Genomic DNA, 20,853 nt, shown 5'->3' with positions numbered 1-20,853 from the left:
ATAAGTGAATGGCGGATGCTCTTCGCTGTATCAGCAACCAGCAACCGGCTAAAGAAACAAGAAATCTGGAGCAATATGGCTCCTCAATTGATGAAGTTTAAGTAATAGTGAAGAAACAAGAATGAGGCAGCTAACGCTGGACATTACTGCGGATGAGCCGCAGACCCTGGCCACTTTTGTGGTCGGGCAGAACCAAGAAGCCTTACAGTTCTTGCAGCGTCTGGTCGCGCCTTCGACAAAATCCCTCACCGCACCGGGTGACCGTTTTGTCTACCTGTGGGGCCAGGCCGGCGCCGGCAAAAGCCATGTGCTGCAGGCACTGGCCAGCAGCACCAAAGGACGCTTGATCCACGGCCCCAACTACGATGCTGGGGCATTCAATTTTTCGCCGGATGTACCCGGCTACCTGATTGACGACTGCGATAAATTATCGGCCGACGACCAGATCGAAGCTTTTAACCTGTTCAACCAGATTCGCGAGCATGGCGGCTGGCTGGTCACCAGCGGCGCATTGCCGCCGTCCGAGCTGAGCGTGCGCGAAGACCTGCGGACGCGCCTCGGCTGGGGCTTGATTTATCAACTGCACGGTTTGAGCGATGAAGAAAAAATCGCCGCGCTGACGCATGCGGCGCAAGCGCGCGGCCTGCATCTGTCGAGCGGCGTGTTACCCTATCTGATTACGCATTTCCGGCGCGATATGCGGTCTTTATCGGCCATGCTGGACGAGCTGGACCGCTATTCGCTGGAGACCCAGCGCCCTATAACGCTGCCCTTGCTACGCAGCTTGCTGCAACTCGAATCCGAAGATAAACAATCACTATGAAGCTGGCACCATGAACCTGGCCCTATTCGACCTTGACCACACGCTGCTGCCTGTCGACTCCGACTATGAATGGGGGCAATTCCTGGCGCGCATCGGCGCTGTCGATCCGGACGCCTTTGAAAAGAGCAATGCGGAATGGTTTGCCCAATACCAGGCCGGCACGCTGGATCCGGTCAAATACCTGGAATTCGCGTTCGGCACGCTGTCGAAATTTCCGCGCAAGCAGCTCGACGCCTGGCATGAACAATTCATGGCGCAAGTGATCGAGCCGCAAATTACCCCGGCGGCGCGCGCCTTGCTGCAAAAGCATCAGGATGCCGGCGACCTGGTGGCGATAGTGACGGCGACCAACAGCTTTGTGACCGAGCCGATCGCCAAGGCCTTGGGCGTCGATTTCCTGATCGCCTCGGACCCGGAAACCACCGGCGACGGCGAGATTACCGGCAAGCTGGCCGATACGCCGACTTACGGCCCCGGCAAAGTCATCCATACCCATGCCTGGCTGGCGACCATGGACATGACGCTGGCCAGTTTCCCGCGCAGTTATTTCTATAGCGATTCGCACAACGACCTGCCGCTGCTGCTGCTGGTCACCGATCCTATTGCCACCAACCCCAACGCCCTGTTGAAAGCGCATGCAAGCGCACACGGCTGGCCTATCCTGAATTTATTCGACGCGCAATGATCAAGAAGCTGATTCGCTCCATCCTTGGGAAAAAGAAAAAAGATCCCACCAAACCGTTGATACTCGGCCCGAAACAGCACGGCATCGATCCGAAACTGGTGTCCTCCAATGCGATACGTGTCACCAAGACGCTGCAGGATGCCGGCTATAAAGCCTTCATCGTCGGCGGTGCGGTACGCGATCTGCTGCTGGGCGTGAAACCGAAGGATTTCGACGTCGCCACCAACGCCACGCCGGAACAGGTGAAACGTTTGTTCCGGCGCGCTTTCATCATCGGCAAGCGGTTCCAGATCGTGCATGTGATGTTTGGCCAGGATCTGCTCGAAGTCACCACTTTCCGCGGCGCTTCATCGGACGGCTCGCCGAAAGACGAGCACGGCCGCGTCTTGCGCGACAACACCTTCGGCGAGCAGCACGAAGATGCGGTGCGGCGCGATTTCACGATCAATGCGATGTACTACGATCCAGCCACCGAGAGCGTGCTCGATTACCACGGCGGCATAGCCGATATCCGCGCCAAGACCTTGCGCATCATCGGCGAGCCGGAAGCCCGTTTCCGGGAAGACCCGGTGCGCATGCTGCGTATTGTGCGTTTCGCCGCCAAGCTGAAATTTACGATCGATCCGGCCACCCGGGCGCCGATACCGGTGATGGCGGCGTTGATCGATAACGTCCCGGCGGCGCGGGTATTCGATGAGATGCTGAAGCTGCTGATGAGCGGCCATGCGCTGGCTTGCCTGCAGCAATTGCGCAAGGAAGGCCTGCATCACGGTTTGCTGCCCTTGCTCGATGTGGTGCTGGAGCAGCCGCTGGGCGAGAAATTCGTCACGCTGGCGCTGGCCAATACCGACGTCCGCGTGCAACAAGGCAAGCCGGTTTCACCCGGCTTCCTGTTCGCCTCCTTGCTGTGGCATCAGGTGCTGGAAAAGTGGACTGCCTACAAGGCGGCCGGCGAATTCCCTATCCCGGCGCTGCATCTGGCCGCCGACGATGTCCTGGAAGCGCAAACCGATAAACTGGCCTTGCAACGCAAGATCGCCTCCGACATGCGTGACATCTGGGCCATGCAGCCGCGCTTTGAACGGCGGGTCGGCAAGGCTCCATACAAGCTGCTGGAGCATCTGCGGCTGCGGGCCGGTTACGATTTCCTGTTGTTGCGCTGCGCCTCGGGCGAGATCGATAGCGAAATCGGCGAGTGGTGGACCGCTTTCATGGAAGGCGACGGCGCTGAACGCGAAGTGCTGCTGGCGCAAAAACCGAAAGTGGCGGCTGAAGCTGCGCCGCCCAAAAAGCGTCCGCGCCGGCGTGGAGCGCGCAGCGGCGCCAAGACCGCCGCTGCGGGCGGCCGCAGCAATGACGACCAAGGTGGTCAATGACCGCGATGTCTTCTGCCACCTCGTCCGCCGCTTCCTCTGCTGCTGAAGCGGTCACGGCTTATATCGGCATCGGCGCTAATCTGGGCGATGCCAGCGCCCAGGTCCAGCGCGCCATCCTGCAACTCGGCAAACTGCCCGACACCAGCCTGGACGCACAATCCAGCTTGTTTTGCACGGCGCCGCTGGACGCCGGCGGCGACGATTACATCAACGCCGTGGCGAGGATCAAAACCCGCTTGAGCGCGCATGCCTTGCTGCAGGGCATGCAGCAGATTGAGCAGGATTTCGGCCGCCAGCGCCCTTATCCGAATGCCCCGCGCACGCTGGATCTGGATCTGCTGCTGTATGGCCAGTCGACCTTCGCGGACGCAGTGCTGACGGTGCCGCACCCGCGCATGACGCAACGCGCCTTCGTCCTGATTCCGTTATTGCAGATCGATCCCTTCATCGTCATTCCCGAGCACGGCCCGGCGCATCAGTTTGCCCCGCTGGTCGCGGATCAGGCCATCCGTAAAGTATAAGAATCTGCATGGCCGCCTGCCGGATGCGTCAGCTTCTGGCACACTGTCCTCTTGAGGCATGCAACACTTCACTCTTAGATATGAATTTAGATAGCTACAAGTACATCGTCGTAGAAGGCCCGATCGGGGTCGGCAAGACCACGCTGGTGAACAAGATCGCCATGCACCTGGGCGCCAAAGTCTTGCTGGAACAGCCGCAGGCCAATCCCTTCCTGGAAAAATTCTACCGCGACGCGCCGCGTTACGCGCTGTCGACACAAATGTTCTTCCTGTTCCAGCGCCTCAACCAGCTGCGCGAATCGGCGCAGAATGACTTGTTCGACAGCCCCAGCCATCTGGTCGCCGATTTCATGCTGGCCAAGGATCCGATTTTCGCCGGCCTGACGCTGGCCGACGAAGAGCTCAAGCTGTACCAGCAAATGTACGAGCATTTGCGGCCGCAGGTGGCGACGCCGGACCTGGTGATTTACCTGCAAGCCGAGCCGGAAACCTTGGGCGAGCGCATCAAGAAGCGCGGCATCGAGATGGAAGCCGCGATCTCGCAAGAATACCTGGCGCGCCTGTGCGAAAGCTACAGCCGCTTCTTTTACCACTATGACGATGCGCCGCTGCTGATCGTCAACAACGAACACCTGGACCTGGCCGGCAACGAAGCCGATTTCAGCTTACTGCTGGCCCGCATCGACGGCATGCGCGGCAAGCGTGAATTTTTCAATCGTGGAGAATGACAATGGCAGGATATATACAGGGCAGTGATCCGGCGGCGCAATCAGCTAGCCGCGGCAAACCGATCACCATCCCGGCCCTGCAAGCCTTGCGCGAAAAGGGTGAAAAAATCACCATGCTGACTTGCTACGACGCCAGCTTTGCCGCCTTGATGGATCGCTGCGGCGTTGAAACCCTGCTGATCGGCGATTCGCTCGGCATGGTTTGCCAGGGCCACAACTCGACCTTGCCGGTCACCATGCAAGACATCGTCTATCACACCGCCAGCGTGGCGCGCGGCAACCGTACTGCGCTGGTGCTGGCCGACCTGCCGTTCGGCACTTACGCCACGCCGGAAAGCGCGTTCGAGAATGCGGTGCCGGTGATCCAGGCTGGCGCGCAAATGGTCAAGATCGAAGGCGGCGCCTGGCTGGCGCCCACCGTGCGTTTCCTCACCGAACGCGCGATTCCGGTCTGCTGCCATCTCGGCCTGACGCCGCAATCGGTGCATCAGATGGGCGGCTACAAGGTACAGGGCAAGTCGAGCGCGGCAGCCGAACAGTTGAAAGCCGACGCCCTGGCGCTACAGGAAGCGGGCGCCAGTTTGCTGGTGCTGGAAGCGATTCCGGCGGCGCTGGGCAAGGAAGTCAGCGACCTGTTGCGGATTCCGACCATCGGCATCGGCGCTGGCCCGGACTGCTCCGGCCAGGTACTGGTGATGCACGACCTGATGGGCGTTTTCCCCGGCCACAAGGCGCGCTTCGTGAAAGACTTCATGCAGGGCCAGACCAGCATCGATGCGGCCGTGCTGGCGTATGTCAGCGCGGTCAAGGACAAGTCTTTTCCGGCGCCTGAACATTGCTTCTGAGTTTGCCTGGAATCAGGGCTTGAATCGAAAACGGCGCCCTCATCCGGCGCCGTTTGTAGTTGATGCAGCTGACGCGCATGCCGCCTGATATTAATGCTGCTTGCCGTTGCTTCCCTGCGCCAGCGTTTGCAGCGGCGGCGGCGGGTTCTCGGTGCTCAGTCCTGGCGGCGGCAAAACCACCAGCGGTACGCTGCGCGAGCCTTGTGCCGACAGCACATTGGCGGTGGTTTCCGGATTGGCATTCCAGACCGGATCGGCGATGCCGTCGAACACGCTTTTGAGCTGCTTGCCCCAGTTTTCCCGAATCATCTGGAAGTACTGGTTCTTTTCGCCGATCGTGACAAAGCGGGTGACTGCCAGCGTATCGTTTTCATACAGCAGCATATCCAGCGGCAAGCCCACCGAAACATTGGAGCGCAGAGTGGAGTCCATCGAAATCAGCGCACATTTTGCCGCCTCGTCCAGCGATGAGGCGGGCGTGACGACGCGGTCAAGTATCGGCTTGCCGTACTTCGATTCGCCGATCTGGAAGTAGGTGTTTTCGTTGTGCGATTCGATGAAATTGCCGGCCGAATAAATCTGGAACAGGCGGCAACGCTCGCCCTTGATCTGGCCGCCGAAAATAATGCTGACGTTGAAATCGATGCCGAATTTTTCCAGTGCCGCCGCTTCGCGCTCATGCACGGTGCGGATCGCCTCGCCGACAATTTGCGCAGCTTCGTACATCGAGTCTACCGTCCAGATGGTCTTGCCGGCGGCGTTCACGCGCTCGCCGATGAGTTCCTTGATCGACTGTGAAATAGACAGGTTGCCGGCAGTCATGAAGACCATCAGGCGTTCGCCCGGGTTTTCGAACACGCTCATCTTGCGCGCGATGGCGACGTGGTCGACTCCCGCATTGGTGCGGGAGTCGGAAAGGAAAACCAGGCCGGAATCGAGGCGCAGGGCTACGCAGTAAGTCATGATGTGTGAGAAAAATACAAAGTCGAGATTTTACAGGAAGCCAAATCGGTATCCTGGTCAGATTGCCACAGTTTATTGGGTACGTAACAAGTTTTCACGAATTAATCGTGCATCAATCGTGAATCAAGGCATGCCGGCTCATTGATCTGATGGCAATGCGGAAACATTAACCTGCACAGTCAATGTTTCGTCGCCGCCGCCGCGCCTTACCCCGCGTACCGGTGCAGCCGAATCGTAATCCCGTCCAATCGCCAATCTGCAATAGTTGTTGCTGGCAAAGCAGGCATGGGTCACATCGATACTGATCCAGCCGGAAAAATCATTTTCCTCTACCCATACGTCCACCCAGGCATGGCTTTCCGCATGACTGGTGTTGCCGGGATCGATATAGCCGGATACGTAGCGCGCCGGAATGCCAGCCGTGTGGCAGCAAGCCAGAAACAGGTGGGCGTGATCCTGGCAGACTCCTTGTCCCAGGGCCAGCGCATCGTCGGCGCTGCTGGTCACCGCAGTTGATCCGCTCTGGTAGGCCACGGCAGCACAGATCGCCTGCGCCAGGTCCAGCAGTTGGGTGTTGCCGGCGCCAGCCTGCAGGTGCCGGTGCGCGAAATCCATGACGGCGACGGTGGGCTGCGTCAGTTGCGTCGGCACCGTAAATACCAACGGCGAAAATTCGCCCGGTTGCGGCAGGCGGCCCAGATGCAAGGGCGCGACCGCTACCGTGCCTTCGGCGATGATCCGCACCTCATGGTGCGGTCTGGTGATGGTCAGCGTATGGCTCAGATTGCCGAACGCGTCGGTGAAAGGATGGCGCGTACCCGAGCTGCGGATATTCCAGGCCAGGGTACGCTGCTGCACTTCCGCGCGCGGCGTCAGCCGCAGCTGCTGAATCGTGTAGGTCAGCGCCGCGGTGTAGTGATAAACCGTTTCATGCCGGATGGTCAGTAGCATGTCAGGCATCAGGTATTGAGGGGCACCAGGAAATCGCGGCTGATGCGATTGCCGAGTTCAAAAATACGCTCGAAGAACTGCGTCAGGTAATCATGCAACCCGGCGTCCAGAATTTCATCGAGACTGCTGAACTTGAGATCGGCATGCAGCTTTCCGGCAAAACGCTCGGTGTCGGCAGAAATGTCGTTGTGCACATGCTTCAGATTGCCGACCACCTGCGTCATGCAGGCCAGCAATGAACGCGGCATGTCCGGCCGCAGGATCAGCAAATCAGCCACGCGGGCCGGCGTGATCACGTCGCGGTACACCTTGCGGTAGATTTCAAAGCCGGATACCGAACGCAGGATCGCCGCCCAGTAGTAGAAATCGACCTGCGGTTCGGCGATCGCATCCTTGCGTTCCTCAGCGTGCCGCTGCTCGACGCTTTGCTGCTGGCCGTTCTGGTGATTCTTCTTGTACGTGCCTTCTTTCGCCCCATGGAATTTGACGTCGATGATGCGCGCGGTATTGTCGGCGCGCTCCAGGAATGTGCCCAGGCGAATGAAGTGAAACGCTTCGTCTTTGAGCATGGTGCCGATGGTCACTCCGCGCGACAGATGCGAACGGTGCTTTACCCACTCGAAAAATTCGCTCGGATTGCGCTCCAGCGCATCGGTCTGCAAGTAACCCTGCATCTTGATCCAGGTGGCATTCTGGATTTCCCAGGCTTCGGTAGTGAGTGCGCCGCGCACCGCGCGGGCGTTCTCGCGCGCCTGTTTCAGGCAGGATGCGATCGAGGAGGAATTGCTCGGATCGCGCACCATGAAATCAATCACGTCTTTTTGCGTCAGCAGGCTATGTTTTTTGTCGAAAGCCTGCTGCAGTTCTGAAATGCCGAGGATCGCGCGCCAGCCGATTTCCGCATCTTCAACCGATTGCGGCAACAGCCCGGTTTGCACGTGCACATCCAGCATGCGTGCTGTGTTTTCTGCCCGCTCGGTGTAGCGGGACATCCAGAATAAATGATCGGCGGTACGACTGAGCATGTTATTTCTCCAGAATCCAGGTGTCTTTGGTGCCGCCGCCTTGGGACGAATTGACCACCAGCGAACCTTCCTTGAGAGCGACGCGGGTCAGGCCGCCGCGCACCAGGGAGACATTTTTTCCAGACAGCACAAACGGCCGCAGGTCCAGGTGGCGCGGCGCGATGCCGGATTCGACATAGGTCGGGCAAGCCGATAAAGCCAGGGTAGGCTGGGAAATATAGCCGTCCGGCTTGGCGATCACGCGCTGGCGGAAGTCTTCGATTTCCTGCTTGGTGGAAGCCGGTCCGACCAGCATGCCGTAACCGCCGGCGCCATGCACTTCCTTGACGACCAGGTCCTTGAGGTTATCCAGGGTGTACTGCAAATCTTCTTTTTTGCGGCACTGGTAAGTCGGGACATTGTTCAGGATCGGCTTCTCCGACAAATAAAACTGGATCATGTCCGGCACGAACGGGTACACCGATTTGTCATCGGCGACACCGGTGCCGATGGCGTTGGCCAGCGTGACATTGCCGGCCCGATACACCGACAGCAGGCCGGGCACGCCCAGCGACGAATCGGGGCGGAAGGCGAGCGGATCGAGATAGTCGTCGTCGATCCGGCGATAAATCACGTCGACCCGTTTCGGGCCGCGCGTGGTGCGCATGTAGACCGCGTTATCGTTGACGAACAGATCCTGGCCTTCGACCAGTTCCACGCCCATTTGCTGCGCCAGGAAAGCATGTTCGAAATAGGCCGAGTTATACATCCCCGGCGTCATCACCACCACGGTCGGATCGGTAACGCCAACCGGCGCCACCGAGCGCAGATTGTCCAGCAGCAGGTCAGGATAGTGATCGACCGGTGCAATCTTGTGGCGCAAGAATAATTCGGGGAACAGCCGCATCATCATCTTGCGGTTTTCCAGCATGTAGGACACGCCCGACGGTACCCGCAGATTATCTTCCAGCACGTAAAACTCGCCCTGGCCGGCACGTACGATATCGACCCCGGCAATATGCGCATAGATATCGGAAGCGACCGAGATGCCCTGCATTTCCGGGCGATACTGGGCGTTGCGGAAAATCTGCTCGGCGGGGATCACGCCTGCCTTGACGATGTTCTGGCCATGATAGATATCGTGGATGAACATGTTGAGCGCCTTGACGCGCTGTATCAGGCCGGCTTCAAGTGTGGCCCACTCCTGCGCATGGATGATGCGCGGAATGATGTCGAAGGGGATCAGACGTTCGGTGCCGGCGTCGTTGCCATAGACGGCAAAGGTAATGCCGACGCGGCGGAAAATCAGGTCGGCTTCAGCGCGTTTGCGGGCGATGGTTTCAGCGGTCTGAGCTTTGAGCCAATTGGAAAATTCATCATAGTGCGGGCGCACCGACGATTTGCCATCGGAATACATTTCATCGAAAAAATTTGCCATGATCTTGCTTTGCTGTGGTTTGATCGGAAACTATCAAGTAGCTATCAAGAAGCGTGCCCGTAGCGAGCTGTTGTTGCCTGGATTGCCGATTTAACCGTTATCTATCAGATATCAACTTACTCAAAAACCAACATGCGATCTTGCTTTTTGAATAAATCTTGTTTTCGGCAATGCTACGTTCGCTCTTAGCAAATTTTGCGTAATCTGGTTGGCGTCCTCCCTCATGTCTTGATGGCAGAAATGTGTATGTCAAATGCCGCTCAACTCGCCTCTACCCATGGCGTCGGCGCCGGCACGGCGCACGGTGCGGGCATGTCGATCGAAGTGAAGGCCGCCGGACTGACGATTTCAAGATACTCCATGTCTTTCGAGTAGTCGAATAAAAAATGCACTATGCCAGGGCGTTGGTGCACGCAGTCGCCGGCCTTGACCAGCGTTTCCTTATCGTCGTACATGAAACGGGCCCAGCCCTTGAGCATGTAGACGATATGGAAATTGGCTTCATGCCGGTGCCAGCCGGTGCCTACTTCGGGCGCCATATTGGCTTTCACCAGATGCGCCACCACCTGGCCGCCAGTGGCGGCGGCAATCCCGAGATCGCGATACAGGAAAAAATCACGCAGGCCGCCGGCTTCGAATTCGGTGTCGCCCTCGCGGACATGCGAGAACGAAGTGAGCGGGCTGGTTGTAGTGCTGGTATCCATCGCAGCTATCCTTTCGCAGTGGGCGGGCGCAGTTGGCAAGCACAGTTGACAAGACATGCCGTTTCTCAAAACTCTACATCGAGTTCATTGATATCGTCCGGTTCCAGCTTGGCCGCCTTGATCCATTCCTGCATTTCCGGCAACGCTATGATGCGCTTGCAATAGGCGCTGCAGACGGAATCCAGTTTTACATCGTAGGTCAAAAACCGGCTCGCCACCGGCGCATACATGGCATCGGCCATCGAGCGTTCGCCAAACAGGAACGGTCCGCCGTAGGTCGCCAGGCATTGTTTCCAGATGGTGGTGATGCGCTTGATGTCGGCTTCGGCGCGCGACCACACCTTGAAGTCGGGGAAATGCGCTTTGATGTTCATCGGCAGCGCCGAACGCAAGGCGCTGAAGCCCGAATGCATTTCGCCGCAGATCGAACGGCAGTGCGCGCGCGCGGCACGGTCCGCCGGCAGCAGTCCGGCCTTGGGCCGGATTTCATGCAGATATTCGCCGATAGCCAAGGTATCCCACACCACGATATTGCCGTGGTACAGGCAAGGCACCAGGATCGACGACGACAGCAGCAGGATTTCGGCGCGCGCATCCGGATCCTCCGGCGAGATCGGGTTTTCCTGGAACTCAAGACCGGAAAATCGCGTCATCAGCCAGCCGCGCAACGACCATGACGAATAATTTTTGCTGGTAATGCTCAATGTGGTCTTAGGCATGGCAATATTCTTCCGTATTGGATCGAAAGCATTTTTGATTGGCAAACCGTTTCAAAGTCACTGAGCAAAGGCCGTGCCAGAGATATGGGCATGGATATTGCACCTGCTAGGTTTGCCGGCATGCGACGCCTGCCGCGCGTTCGCACTCTTAAATGAACGGCTAACAGGCCCCAATAACAGGGTAGTCCCATGACAGAAATTTACCAGGCGTATCAGGGTTATGCGGACCTTAGCGATCCGATGCGCGCGTTGGCTGGCGCTGCCGCACCGATGTTGGGCTACAAGTGGCAGGGATGGCCTGACAGCCTGGCATTGCGCAGGCTGGCGGCGGCCTGCGAAGTCTTCTCGTGCACCCGGTTGACGCATCGACGCCCTGCATTCGGGATAAGCAGCGTGGAAGAGAATGGCTGCACGGTTTCGGTGCATGAAGAAGTGATCGAGCGGACGCCGTTCTGTACCTTGTTGCGTTTCAGCAAGGAAAGCACGGCAACGCAGCCGCGGATACTTTTGGTGGCGCCGATGTCGGGACATTTCGCGACACTGCTGCGCGGCACCGTGGCCACGCTCCTGCGCGATCACGATGTGTATATCACCGACTGGCACAACGCGCGCGACGTGGCTTTGAGCGACGGCCGTTTCGGCGTCGACGAATATGTCGCGCACTTGATCCGTTTCATCGAAAAAATCGGCCCCGGCGCGCATCTGGTGGCGGTCTGCCAGCCGGCTGTGGCGGCGCTGGCGGCGGTATCGCTGATGGCCGCCGAACGACATCCGGCGCAGCCGTCCAGCATGACATTGATGGCCGGTCCCATCGATACCCGCATCAATCCGACGGCGGTCAATCACCTGGCGAAAAGCAAACCCATCGCCTGGTTCGAAGACAACCTGGTCAGCACTGTGCCCGGGCGCTACGTCGGCAGTCAGCGCCAGGTGTATCCCGGTTTCCTGCAACTGAATGCGTTCATGAACATGAATCCGGAGCGTCACCTCAAAGCGTTTCAGAACCTGTACAACTATCTGGTGGAAGGCGAAGACGATAAGGCCAATGCCATCAAGACTTTTTACGCCGAGTATTTCGCCATGTCGGATCTGGCGGCGGAGTTTTACCTGGAAACCGTGCAAAGCGTGTTCCAGAATCACGCTTTGCCGCTGGGCCAAATGCAGGCGTTAGGGCGTACCATCGAACCGGCGGCGATACGCCGGACCGCGCTGTTTACCGTGGAGGGAGAGAAGGATGATATCTGCGCAGTAGGCCAGACCGTGGCGGCGCAGGACATGTGCAGCAGCATACGGCCGTACATGAAGGCGCACCATGTGCAAACCGGAGTCGGACACTACGGTGTATTCAATGGCCGCCGCTGGGACAATGAAATCTATCCGCGTTTGCGGGATTTCATCCATAGCCATCATCAATATCAATAACGATTTTTGTTTTTCCGTTGGTTTTAAATGTGGCAGCCGCAGAAGTTCATGCGCTGAAGCTGAATGATTATTGATTGTCGCAGAGGATATCCATGTCAATTCACGTAGCACTCAATCATCTCACCACCTATCGTTACGAACGTCCGATCAGCCTGGGACCCCAGATCATCCGCTTGCGGCCGGCGCCGCATTGCCGCACCCGGATACTGAGTTATTCGCTGCGGATATTGCCGGAACCGCATTTCATCAACTGGCAGCAAGACCCGCAGGCCAACTATCTGGCGCGGCTGGTGTTTCCGGAAAAGGCCAGTGAATTCCGCATCGAGGTCGATCTGGTGGCCGAAATGTCGGTGCTCAATCCCTTCGATTTTTTTCTTGAGCCGTATGCCGAGAAAGTGCCGTTTTCCTACGCGCCGGAATTGCAGAACGAGCTGGAGCCGTATCGCAAGAAATTGCCGCTGACGCCGTTGCTGCAAAAATTCCTGGATCAGGTGCCGCGCGACAGAATCCGCACAGAGGATTTCCTGGTCAGCCTGAACCAGCAACTGGCGCAAATGATCAGCTATACCATCCGCATGGAACCGGGGGTGCAAACGCCGGAGCAGACTCTCGGCCTCGGTTCTGGTTCCTGCCGCGATTCGTCGTGGCTGCTGGTGCAGATACTGCGCTATCTGGGTTTGGCGGCGCGCTTCGTATCGGGTTACCTGATCCAGCTGACGGCTGACCAGAAATCGCTGGATGGTCCATCCGGACCGCAAACCGATTTCACCGACCTCCACGCATGGTGCGAGGTGTACCTGCCAGGCGCCGGCTGGATCGGCCTGGATCCAACCTCCGGCCTGTTGGCCGGGGAAGGGCATATCCCGCTGTCGTGCACGCCGGAGCCGTCGTCGGCCGCACCGGTCAGCGGCATGGTCGAGCCATGCGAAGTCGAATTCGAACACGCCATGAGCGTGCGCCGCATCTGGGAATCGCCGCGCGTCACCAAGCCGTATAGCGAGCAGCAATGGGAAGAGATCGAAGAACTGGGGCATGCCATCGACGATGACCTGGATATGCTCGATGTCCGCCTGACGATGGGCGGCGAGCCGACTTTCGTCGCGCTCGATCATCCGGATGGCGAGGAATGGAACACGGCCGCGATGGGCCCTACCAAGAAACCGCTGGCGGCCGCACTCTATCATCGGCTGCGGCAGCAATATGCGGCGCAAGGCTTGCCGCATTTCGGCCAGGGCAAATGGTATCCAGGCGAGCAGTTGCCGCGCTGGTCGCTCAATTGCTACTGGCGGCGCGACGGCGAACCGATCTGGACCACGCCGGCATTGATTGCCGACGAAACGCAGGCGCAAGTGCAAGCCGGCGATGAGAATATCGCCGAACGTTTTCTACAAGGCGTTGCAGGGCGCCTGACGCTGGATCGCCAAAACGTGTTTGCCGCCTATGAGGATATCTACTACTACTTGTGGCGCGAGCGCCGTCTGGCGATCAACGTCGATCCGTCCGACGCGCGGCTGGATGACAAGCAGGAGCGGGCCAGGCTGGCGCGGGTCTTTTCGCAGGGCTTGCGCAAAGTCGCCGGCTACGTATTGCCGCTGGCCCGCACCAACGATGAACGCAGGTGGAAAAGCGGCAGCTGGTATTTGCGCGGCGAGTTCTGCTATCTGCTGCCTGGCGATTCGCCATTAGGCTACCGCTTGCCGCTCGATTCGCAGCCATGGGTCAAGAGCGGCGATTACCCTTACGTGCATCAGCCCGATCCTACGCAGGCATTCCCGCCGCTACCGATTGCACAGCAAATCCGCCAGCGGCTTGCGACACCGGCTTCTACCGCCGGCAAGGGCAAGACAGCCGCGGCGGATGCACCGAAATATAGTTCGGCCTTCGCCAGTGAAGCAGCGCCGGCGCCATTCGAGTCGGCCGATGCGATTGCCCGCACTGCCTTGTGCGCGGAAGTACGGCAGGGCGTGCTGTATCTGTTCATGCCGCCGCTGGCCGGGCTGGAAGATTATCTGGAACTGGTGGCGGCGATCGAAGCCACCGCCCAGGCTTTGCAGCAGCCGCTGCTGATGGAAGGTTACGAACCGCCCAACGATACGCGTCTGGGCAAGTTCAGCGTCACGCCCGACCCCGGTGTGATTGAAGTAAATATCCAGCCCATGCATAGCTGGAGCGAGCTGGTTGCCAACACTACCTATCTGTACGATGTCGCGCGCGAGACCCGTTTGACCACCGAGAAATTCATGCTCGACGGCCATCACTCCGGCACCGGCGGCGGCAACCACCTGGTGCTGGGCGGCGCCACTACCGGCGACTCGCCATTCCTGCGGCGCCCGGATCTGTTGCGCAGCCTGATCAGCTATTGGCACAACCATCCGGCGTTGTCCTATCTGTTTTCCGGCATGTTCATCGGCCCCACTTCGCAAGCGCCGCGCGTCGATGAAGCGCGCAACGATGCCGTGGTCGAGCTGGAACTGGCGTTTACCGAAATGGACCGCCAGACCGCCGCCGGCAGCTGCGCGCCATGGCTGGTGGACCGGCTGCTGCGCAATCTGCTGATCGACGTGACCGGCAACACGCACCGCGCCGAGTTTTGCATCGACAAACTGTATTCGCCCGACAGCAGCACCGGCCGCCTTGGTTTGCTGGAATTGCGCGCGTTTGAAATGCCGCCGCATGCGCGCATGAGCCTGACCCAGCAGTTGCTGCTGCGGGCGCTGGTGGCGCGCTTCTGGAAAACGCCGTACCAACCGCCGCGCCTGGTGCGCTGGGGCACCGAGTTGCACGACCGTTTCCTGTTGCCGCACTTCATCTGGCAGGACTTCTGCGACGTGATGGACGATATGCAGCAGGCCGGTTATGCGCTCAAGCCTGAATGGTTTGCGCCGCACTTCGAATTCCGTTTTCCAAAAATCGGCGATTTTGCCGTCAATGGCATCGCCCTCGAACTGCGCACGGCGCTGGAACCATGGCATGTGCTGGGCGAAGAAAGCCGCGCCGGCGGCAACGCCCGTTACGTCGATTCCTCGCTCGAGCGATTGCAGGTGAAAGTCAGCGGCATGGCGCCGGATCGTTATGTGCTGACCTGCAACGGTGTGCCCGTGCCTTTGCAGGCGACAGGGCGCGTCGGCGAGTTCGTCAGCGGCGTGCGTTACCGCGCCTGGCAGCCGCCGTCGGCCCTGCATCCGACCATCGGCATCGATTCGCCCTTGACCTTCGATCTGGTGGATACCTGGAACGGCCGCAGCCTGGGTGGCTGCCAATATCATGTGGTGCATCCGGGCGGGCGTAGCTACGAGACATTCCCGGTCAATGCTTTCGAAGCGGAAAGCCGGCGTCTGGCGCGTTATTTCCGTCTCAATCACAGCCCGGGGCAGATGCAGGTCGCTACGCCGATAGCATCCATCGAGTTCCCATTTACGTTAGACTTACGTCACTTCTGATCAAGCTTGGCAGGCATGGTGTAGAAATGCTGCAGCGCCGCTGTTTTCAGGTTGCTCTACAGCTTTTCGACATCGCTGGCGGCAGGGCTTGCATTTAAATTGTTCCAAGTGGCGCAAGCGATCGACTATGTACCGGCGTTTACTCGAAAGTTATCCTGCAGAAGCGGATCGTTACGACGAAATGCTTGAAGCCGGCGGCCGCCTGCGGCCGCACTGGCGCACCCTGATCGATCAGCTGGAAGGCCTGTCGCCAGAGATTTTGCGGCACCGCGCGCGCGAGGTGCGCGAGGCGATTGCTGCTGACGGCGTTACCTACAATGTGTACGCCGATCCGCAAGGCGCCAACCGCCCTTGGGAACTGGATTTGTTGCCGCAGATCATCTCTGCCGATGAATGGCAGACCTTGTCCGCCGCAGTAACCCAGCGTGCGCGCCTGCTCAACGCGGTGCTGGCCGATCTGTACGGCCCGCAAACACTGCTTTCCGAAGGACTGTTGCCGCCGGCATTGGTATTCGGCCAGCATGGCTACTTGTGGCCATGCCGCGGCATAGAACCGCCGGCAGGCATACATTTGCACCTGTACGCGATCGATCTGGCACGCTCGCCGGATGGCCATTGGTGGGTCATGTCGGATCGCACCCAGGGGCCTTCGGGCGCCGGATATGCCTTGCAGAACCGGCAGATCATGTCGCGCGCAATGCCGGATACGGTGCGCGACATGCATGTCCAATCCCTGCTGAAATTTTTCCACACGCTGCACGACAGCCTGAACACGCTGGCGCCGGCCGGCGGCGAGCCGCCGCTGGTGGTGTTGCTGACGCCGGGGCCGTATAACGAAACCTATTCCGAGCACGCCTTCCTGGCGCATACCCTGGGCTTCCCGCTGGTCGAAGGGGCCGACCTGATGGTGCGCGGCGACATGGTGTACCTGAAGACGCTGAGCGGTTTGCGGCGCGTCCATGCGATCCTGCGGCGGCTGGACGACGATTATTGCGATCCGCTCGAATTGCGTGCCGATTCAGCCCTCGGCATTCCCGGATTGGTGCAGGCGGCGCGCCTCGGCAATGTGCTGATCGCCAACTCGCTCGGCAGCGGCGTACTCGAATCCGGCGCCTTGCACGGCTTCCTGCCAGCCATCTGCGAACGCTTGCTGGGCCAGCCGCTGGCGCTGCCGGCGGTGGCGTCGTGGTGGTGCGGCGAAAAGCCGGCGCTCGATTACACCCTGGCCAATCTGGAGCAGCTGGTGATCATGCCGGCGTTTCCATCGATGCGCATGCAACCGGTCTATGGCCACAGCCTGAACGCGCAAGCGCGCCAGCGCCTGGTCGACAGCTTGCTGGCCCAGCCGCACGCCTATGTGGCGCAGGAATGGGTGCGCCTGTCGCAGGCGCCGGTATTGTCGCGCAGCGGCGAATATCGCTTGATGAGCCGCGCGGTGAGCCTGCGGGTATTCGTGGTCGCCGCTGCCGACGGCAGCTACCATGTGATGCCGGGCGGCTTGACGCGGGTCGCCCCGCGCCAGCGCAAGGATGTGGTGTCGATGCAGCAGGGCGGCGCCAGTAAAGATGTGTGGGTGTTGAGCCAGGTGCGGCCGGAGGTGGGCGAAGCGAGCGCGCCATTGGCAGCGCCGTTAGACGTCATCGATGCGCGGCAGCGCGCACTGGATACGATATGCAGCACCGTCGATATTTCGTCGCATGCCGGCGAAAACCTGTTCTGGATGGGGCGTTACGCCGAGCGCTGCGACAACCTGGCGCATCTGCTCAGGGCGACTCTGCAACGCAGCACCGATCTGCAGGGTGAAGCGCGCGAGATTTTCTACCAGCTCTGTGAAATCTGCCGCGGCCTCGGGATTGTCTTACCAAGCGCGTCGCCGACAGCACGGCCAACCGTCAACGCCATGCAACAGGGCCTGATTGCCGCCGTCGTCGATCCCGCCGCGAGCGTCGGCATCGCCGCCAATCTGCGCCATTTGCATCATTGCGGCTACCAGGTGCGCGAACACCTCTCGCTCGATAACTGGCAGGCGCTCAATCGCATGCCTGGCCTGACGGCGGACAGCGGTGGCCAGGCCGGCGTGACGCCTGCCGCCGCGCTGGCCATGCTGAACAACGTGATCCAGGCTTGCGCCGGCCTGGCCGGACACGCGCTGGACGATATGACGCGCGACGAAGGCTGGCATTTCCTGATGCTGGGCCGGCACATAGAACGCATGACCCATCTGGCGTCCTTGTTCGGCCAGTTCCTGCGGCTGCCGGCGGAGCGCCAGAACAAGACCTTGCCGTGGTTGCTGGAGTCGGCCAACAGCGTGGTCACTTATCGCGTGCGCTATCGACGGGCGCCGGAATGGCTGCCGGTATTGCATCTGCTGGTGTTCGACGTCAGCAATCCGCATGGCATCGCATTCCAGTTCCATATGCTGGAGCGCTATCTGAGCGATATCGCGCAACAGCTCGGCACCCTCAACATGGATACGCCGGCACATTTATCGGCCTTGCTGCGCGAATTTGCGTTACAGGACTTAAGCCATGATTCCTTGTTTGTGGCAGATGCGCATGCGCGTCTGGTGCAACTGATGCGCGATGCGATTGCCGGCGCTTTTTCCCTGTCCGACGAATTGGCCCGGCATTTCTTCACGCCCCTGAACGCACCGGTGAGCCAGGGAGTGTCATGATGGGCGAGCACCCTAGCTACACCTATCACATTCGTCACGATACGCACTATGCGTATTCGCAAGCAGTGCGCTTGTCGCATCAGATGCTGCGCCTGACGCCGCGTTCGCTGCCATGGCAAACCTGTACTTCGCATGGCATCAGCATTACGCCCGAACCGCAAAACCTGCGATTGCTGCTGGATGGTTTCGGCAATCCGATGCAATCGTTTTCGCTGGAAAGCGACCATACCGATCTGCGCGCGCTGGCTGAATCCTGGGTGACGCTGACGCCGCGTCAATTGCCTTCAGTCACGCCAGCCTGGGAGCAGGCGCGTGCCGCGCTCGCGTATCACGCGGGCCAGTTCTTGCTGCCGGACGATCTGGAAGCCACGCGTTACCTGTTTGAATCGGCGCACGTGCGGATCAAGCGCGAGCTGCTGGCTTACGCCGCAGAATCGTTTACGCCTGGGCTGCCTTTGCTGGCAGGAATAGAAGCCTTGATGACGCGGATTTTCCAGGAATTCACTTTCGATCCGCTGGCCACCACGGTATCCACGCCGGTCACCGAGGTGTTTGCTACCCGGCGCGGCGTCTGCCAGGATTTCGCGCACTTCATGCTGTCCTGCCTGCGCTCATTGGGTTTGGCGGCGCGCTATGTCAGCGGCTACCTGCTGACCGAACCGCCGCCGGGACAGCCGCGTTTGATCGGCGCGGACGCTTCGCATGCCTGGGTGTCGGTATATTGCCCAAGCTTCGATGGCCAGCCCAGCAGCTGGATAGATGCCGATCCGACCAACGGCATCTTCCCGGACACCAGCCACATCACGCTTGGCTGGGGCCGCGATTTTCTCGACGTCTCACCCTTGCGCGGCGTGCTGATCGGCGGCGGCCAGCAAACCATGGAGGTGGCGGTGACGGTACTGCCGGCGCATGAGGCGCCGGGGTTCGGGTTCGCTGCTTGAGGCTGCAGGATTTTGCAGGTGCGGTTAACAAGCAAGCGATCCGGAACTGAGATTACAGTGCAACGCTTCAGAAGTCGCAGTGTCGAGGCTCAGCGAATCTTTACTCATCCTTATCGTTAAGCCGGTCACGACATGGCATAAGCCATCGCTTAAATTAATTGTGTTTTTAATAAAACAGTTGACTGTGTGATACGTCGTATCTACATTCACAGTCATGAAACTCCTTCCCAAACATTCATGCGCCGCCTTGCTCCTCTTCGGAGCCACGTCTTTTGCATCGGCAGAACTCCCGTTAACCATAGAAGACCTGATTACCGCCAAAGGTAAAGTGACGCTGGATGCGACGTTTTCCTATGCGAACAGCAATCAACAAGGTGTAGCTGCTGGAGAGCCCATCATTGTCCAAACCGGGCCTACCTCTTTCATCACCATCCCGACGCGTATCGGTGAAACACGAACCGATACGGATACCAGCGTCGCTACTGCAGGTCTGCGTTACGGCTTGACGAAAGACGCTGAGCTATACGGACGCAGTAGTTATTTGTGGAACAGCAGCCGCTCTTCCAGCTTTTCCGATACATCAAGCAACAGCAGCAATCGTTTTTCGGATGCATGGCTGGGTCTGAATTATCGGTTCTTGAAAGATGGCGAGACGCCGGCCTTGCTTGGATTTGTTGAGGCGGCATTGGCCGAGCGGCTAAAAGAAAGCAGTTCCACGGCCAAGTCGTGGCTAGCCGGAGCAACAAGCTACAGCGTGGTCGACCCCGTTGTCCTTTCCCTCACCGCGGCATATCGGTTCAATCAAGAGCGCAGGGATGGCGTGCAACGCTATACACCCGGAAATTTCCTGTTGCTTAATCCTTCGCTTGCCTTCGCTGCCAACGACCGCGTAACTCTCACTGGCGGCGTGCAATGGCTGAGCCGGCAGCCGGATCGTATCGATGGGGTGTCGCAGAGCTTCCGGCGCACAACTACAGACCTTAACTTCGGCGTCGCCTACGGTCTTTCCGATGCGACCAGCGTAGCTTTCTCAGCGACGACGAACGCATCTGGCAGCAGCGGATCAAGCGTTCGCATTAATTTATTGCACAGTTTTGATAAGGCATCTACTCCCGCTTCTCAACCCACCTTTAAAAAGGGGAATGCATCATGAAGAAATCTGCGCTCGTAATGGTTTTAAGCACGATGATTGTTTCACCAGCGATAGCGATGGAAAGCAAAGTTTCTGCTTTCGATGATACGCAACAGATATTTCGTATAGATAGCCAACCTCTTGAACTGTCGCTCCTTTCTCAGCAGGAGATGAAAGAAACCGAAGGAGGAGTCTTACCTGTAGCAGTAGCTGGCGCTATTGGCGGTGCCGCCGTAAATACCATAATTTATGCAGGAACCAGTCTCGCCAATGGACGCCCTATGACATGGACAGGCGCTGGAATCGCGGCTGGGTCAGGAGCATTAATTGGTTCCGGTGGGAATGCCTTGATGCTCGCATCAGGAGGCGGACTGGCAGCTAATCTAGCTTGGCGTCCCGCAATGATAGCTGCAAACGATATCGTACAGAGAGTGGGAAATGGGTTGGCTTGTACGGGGCAAGGTCCTTGTATTCTGCCAAAATGATC

The 20,853-nt window shown here is 59.1% G+C and carries 18 protein-coding genes; 12 read left to right on the top strand and 6 right to left on the bottom strand.

The window, feature by feature from the left end:
* Positions 1-121: 121 nt before the first annotated feature.
* The 6 genes from hda to panB all read left to right on the top strand — a co-directional run bounded on the left by hda (position 122) and on the right by panB (position 4,978).
* Complete coding sequence (hda, locus tag BLV81_RS10355) at positions 122-823, top strand: DnaA regulatory inactivator Hda (protein WP_092355308.1); 702 nt, start codon at positions 122-124, stop codon at positions 821-823.
* Positions 824-833: 10 nt separating this feature from the next.
* Positions 834-1,508, top strand: a complete 675-nt coding sequence (locus BLV81_RS10350) for a histidinol-phosphatase (RefSeq protein ID WP_092355305.1) — start codon at positions 834-836, stop codon at positions 1,506-1,508.
* Positions 1,505-2,884 (top strand): polynucleotide adenylyltransferase PcnB, encoded by a 1,380-nt coding sequence (gene pcnB / locus BLV81_RS10345; RefSeq protein WP_092355303.1) that lies wholly within the window; start codon positions 1,505-1,507, stop codon positions 2,882-2,884. The genes BLV81_RS10350 and pcnB overlap by 4 nt, the downstream gene beginning before the upstream one ends.
* Positions 2,881-3,405, top strand: coding sequence for a 2-amino-4-hydroxy-6-hydroxymethyldihydropteridine diphosphokinase (folK, locus tag BLV81_RS10340; RefSeq protein ID WP_255365109.1), 525 nt, complete (start codon positions 2,881-2,883; stop codon positions 3,403-3,405). The genes pcnB and folK overlap by 4 nt, the downstream gene beginning before the upstream one ends.
* Before the next feature lie 80 nt (positions 3,406-3,485).
* Entirely contained in the window at positions 3,486-4,133 is a 648-nt protein-coding gene (locus BLV81_RS10335) for a deoxynucleoside kinase (protein ID WP_092355300.1), read from the top strand.
* Positions 4,130-4,978 (top strand): 3-methyl-2-oxobutanoate hydroxymethyltransferase, encoded by an 849-nt coding sequence (gene panB / locus BLV81_RS10330; protein WP_092355297.1) that lies wholly within the window; start codon positions 4,130-4,132, stop codon positions 4,976-4,978. Before BLV81_RS10335 ends, panB begins: the two co-directional genes overlap by 4 nt.
* A gap of 90 nt (positions 4,979-5,068) precedes the next feature.
* On the opposite strand, the gene BLV81_RS10325 is transcribed toward panB, so the two are convergent.
* From BLV81_RS10325 to BLV81_RS10300, 6 genes are all read right to left on the bottom strand, one after another.
* The gene (locus BLV81_RS10325) at positions 5,069-5,941 is read right to left on the bottom strand and encodes a proteasome-type protease (protein WP_092355294.1); all 873 of its coding nucleotides are present in this window, start codon (positions 5,939-5,941) and stop codon (positions 5,069-5,071) included.
* 138 nt (positions 5,942-6,079) lie between these two features.
* The gene (locus tag BLV81_RS10320; protein ID WP_092355711.1) at positions 6,080-6,892 is read right to left on the bottom strand and encodes a transglutaminase family protein; all 813 of its coding nucleotides are present in this window, start codon (positions 6,890-6,892) and stop codon (positions 6,080-6,082) included.
* A gap of 8 nt (positions 6,893-6,900) precedes the next feature.
* The gene (locus BLV81_RS10315) at positions 6,901-7,917 is read right to left on the bottom strand and encodes an alpha-E domain-containing protein (RefSeq protein WP_092355291.1); all 1,017 of its coding nucleotides are present in this window, start codon (positions 7,915-7,917) and stop codon (positions 6,901-6,903) included.
* Between the two features lies 1 nt (position 7,918).
* Complete coding sequence (locus tag BLV81_RS10310; protein WP_092355288.1) at positions 7,919-9,334, bottom strand: circularly permuted type 2 ATP-grasp protein; 1,416 nt, start codon at positions 9,332-9,334, stop codon at positions 7,919-7,921.
* A 260-nt stretch (positions 9,335-9,594) separates the two neighbouring features.
* Positions 9,595-10,038, bottom strand: a complete 444-nt coding sequence (locus BLV81_RS10305; RefSeq protein WP_092355285.1) for a cupin domain-containing protein — start codon at positions 10,036-10,038, stop codon at positions 9,595-9,597.
* Positions 10,039-10,103: 65 nt separating this feature from the next.
* Entirely contained in the window at positions 10,104-10,757 is a 654-nt protein-coding gene (locus BLV81_RS10300) for a glutathione S-transferase (RefSeq protein WP_092355708.1), read from the bottom strand.
* A 189-nt stretch (positions 10,758-10,946) separates the two neighbouring features.
* Here BLV81_RS10300 and BLV81_RS10295 point away from each other — a divergent pair, with 189 nt between their 5' ends.
* The 6 genes from BLV81_RS10295 to BLV81_RS10270 all read left to right on the top strand — a co-directional run bounded on the left by BLV81_RS10295 (position 10,947) and on the right by BLV81_RS10270 (position 20,851).
* Complete coding sequence (locus tag BLV81_RS10295) at positions 10,947-12,179, top strand: polyhydroxyalkanoate depolymerase (protein WP_092355282.1); 1,233 nt, start codon at positions 10,947-10,949, stop codon at positions 12,177-12,179.
* 92 nt (positions 12,180-12,271) lie between these two features.
* Complete coding sequence (locus BLV81_RS10290; RefSeq protein ID WP_092355279.1) at positions 12,272-15,619, top strand: transglutaminase family protein; 3,348 nt, start codon at positions 12,272-12,274, stop codon at positions 15,617-15,619.
* Between the two features lie 127 nt (positions 15,620-15,746).
* Entirely contained in the window at positions 15,747-18,293 is a 2,547-nt protein-coding gene (locus BLV81_RS10285) for a circularly permuted type 2 ATP-grasp protein (RefSeq protein WP_092355276.1), read from the top strand.
* Positions 18,290-19,234, top strand: coding sequence for a transglutaminase family protein (locus BLV81_RS10280; RefSeq protein WP_092355273.1), 945 nt, complete (start codon positions 18,290-18,292; stop codon positions 19,232-19,234). Before BLV81_RS10285 ends, BLV81_RS10280 begins: the two co-directional genes overlap by 4 nt.
* Positions 19,235-19,448: 214 nt before the next feature.
* Entirely contained in the window at positions 19,449-20,387 is a 939-nt protein-coding gene (locus tag BLV81_RS10275; protein ID WP_092355270.1) for a hypothetical protein, read from the top strand.
* A complete protein-coding gene (locus BLV81_RS10270; protein ID WP_092355268.1) occupies positions 20,384-20,851 on the top strand; it encodes a class IIb bacteriocin, lactobin A/cerein 7B family in 468 nt (155 codons plus the stop codon). Before BLV81_RS10275 ends, BLV81_RS10270 begins: the two co-directional genes overlap by 4 nt.
* The last annotated feature ends 2 nt before the right edge of the window (positions 20,852-20,853 follow it).

Source organism: Collimonas sp. OK242 (genome assembly GCF_900107095.1).
Lineage (GTDB): Bacteria > Pseudomonadota > Gammaproteobacteria > Burkholderiales > Burkholderiaceae_D > Collimonas.
Note: the sequence above shows the minus strand (reverse complement) of the source record. Positions and strands in the feature narration are given on the sequence as shown.

Coding starts and splice junctions, on each gene's coding strand:
- hda (WP_092355308.1), top strand. CDS start 122: ATGAGGCAGCTAACGCTGGACATTACTGCGGATGAGCCGCAGACCCTG.
- BLV81_RS10350 (WP_092355305.1), top strand. CDS start 834: ATGAACCTGGCCCTATTCGACCTTGACCACACGCTGCTGCCTGTCGAC.
- pcnB (WP_092355303.1), top strand. CDS start 1,505: ATGATCAAGAAGCTGATTCGCTCCATCCTTGGGAAAAAGAAAAAAGAT.
- folK (WP_255365109.1), top strand. CDS start 2,881: ATGACCGCGATGTCTTCTGCCACCTCGTCCGCCGCTTCCTCTGCTGCT.
- BLV81_RS10335 (WP_092355300.1), top strand. CDS start 3,486: ATGAATTTAGATAGCTACAAGTACATCGTCGTAGAAGGCCCGATCGGG.
- panB (WP_092355297.1), top strand. CDS start 4,130: ATGACAATGGCAGGATATATACAGGGCAGTGATCCGGCGGCGCAATCA.
- BLV81_RS10325 (WP_092355294.1), bottom strand. CDS start 5,941: ATGACTTACTGCGTAGCCCTGCGCCTCGATTCCGGCCTGGTTTTCCTT.
- BLV81_RS10320 (WP_092355711.1), bottom strand. CDS start 6,892: ATGCTACTGACCATCCGGCATGAAACGGTTTATCACTACACCGCGGCG.
- BLV81_RS10315 (WP_092355291.1), bottom strand. CDS start 7,917: ATGCTCAGTCGTACCGCCGATCATTTATTCTGGATGTCCCGCTACACC.
- BLV81_RS10310 (WP_092355288.1), bottom strand. CDS start 9,334: ATGGCAAATTTTTTCGATGAAATGTATTCCGATGGCAAATCGTCGGTG.
- BLV81_RS10305 (WP_092355285.1), bottom strand. CDS start 10,038: ATGGATACCAGCACTACAACCAGCCCGCTCACTTCGTTCTCGCATGTC.
- BLV81_RS10300 (WP_092355708.1), bottom strand. CDS start 10,757: ATGCCTAAGACCACATTGAGCATTACCAGCAAAAATTATTCGTCATGG.
- BLV81_RS10295 (WP_092355282.1), top strand. CDS start 10,947: ATGACAGAAATTTACCAGGCGTATCAGGGTTATGCGGACCTTAGCGAT.
- BLV81_RS10290 (WP_092355279.1), top strand. CDS start 12,272: ATGTCAATTCACGTAGCACTCAATCATCTCACCACCTATCGTTACGAA.
- BLV81_RS10285 (WP_092355276.1), top strand. CDS start 15,747: ATGTACCGGCGTTTACTCGAAAGTTATCCTGCAGAAGCGGATCGTTAC.
- BLV81_RS10280 (WP_092355273.1), top strand. CDS start 18,290: ATGATGGGCGAGCACCCTAGCTACACCTATCACATTCGTCACGATACG.
- BLV81_RS10275 (WP_092355270.1), top strand. CDS start 19,449: ATGAAACTCCTTCCCAAACATTCATGCGCCGCCTTGCTCCTCTTCGGA.
- BLV81_RS10270 (WP_092355268.1), top strand. CDS start 20,384: ATGAAGAAATCTGCGCTCGTAATGGTTTTAAGCACGATGATTGTTTCA.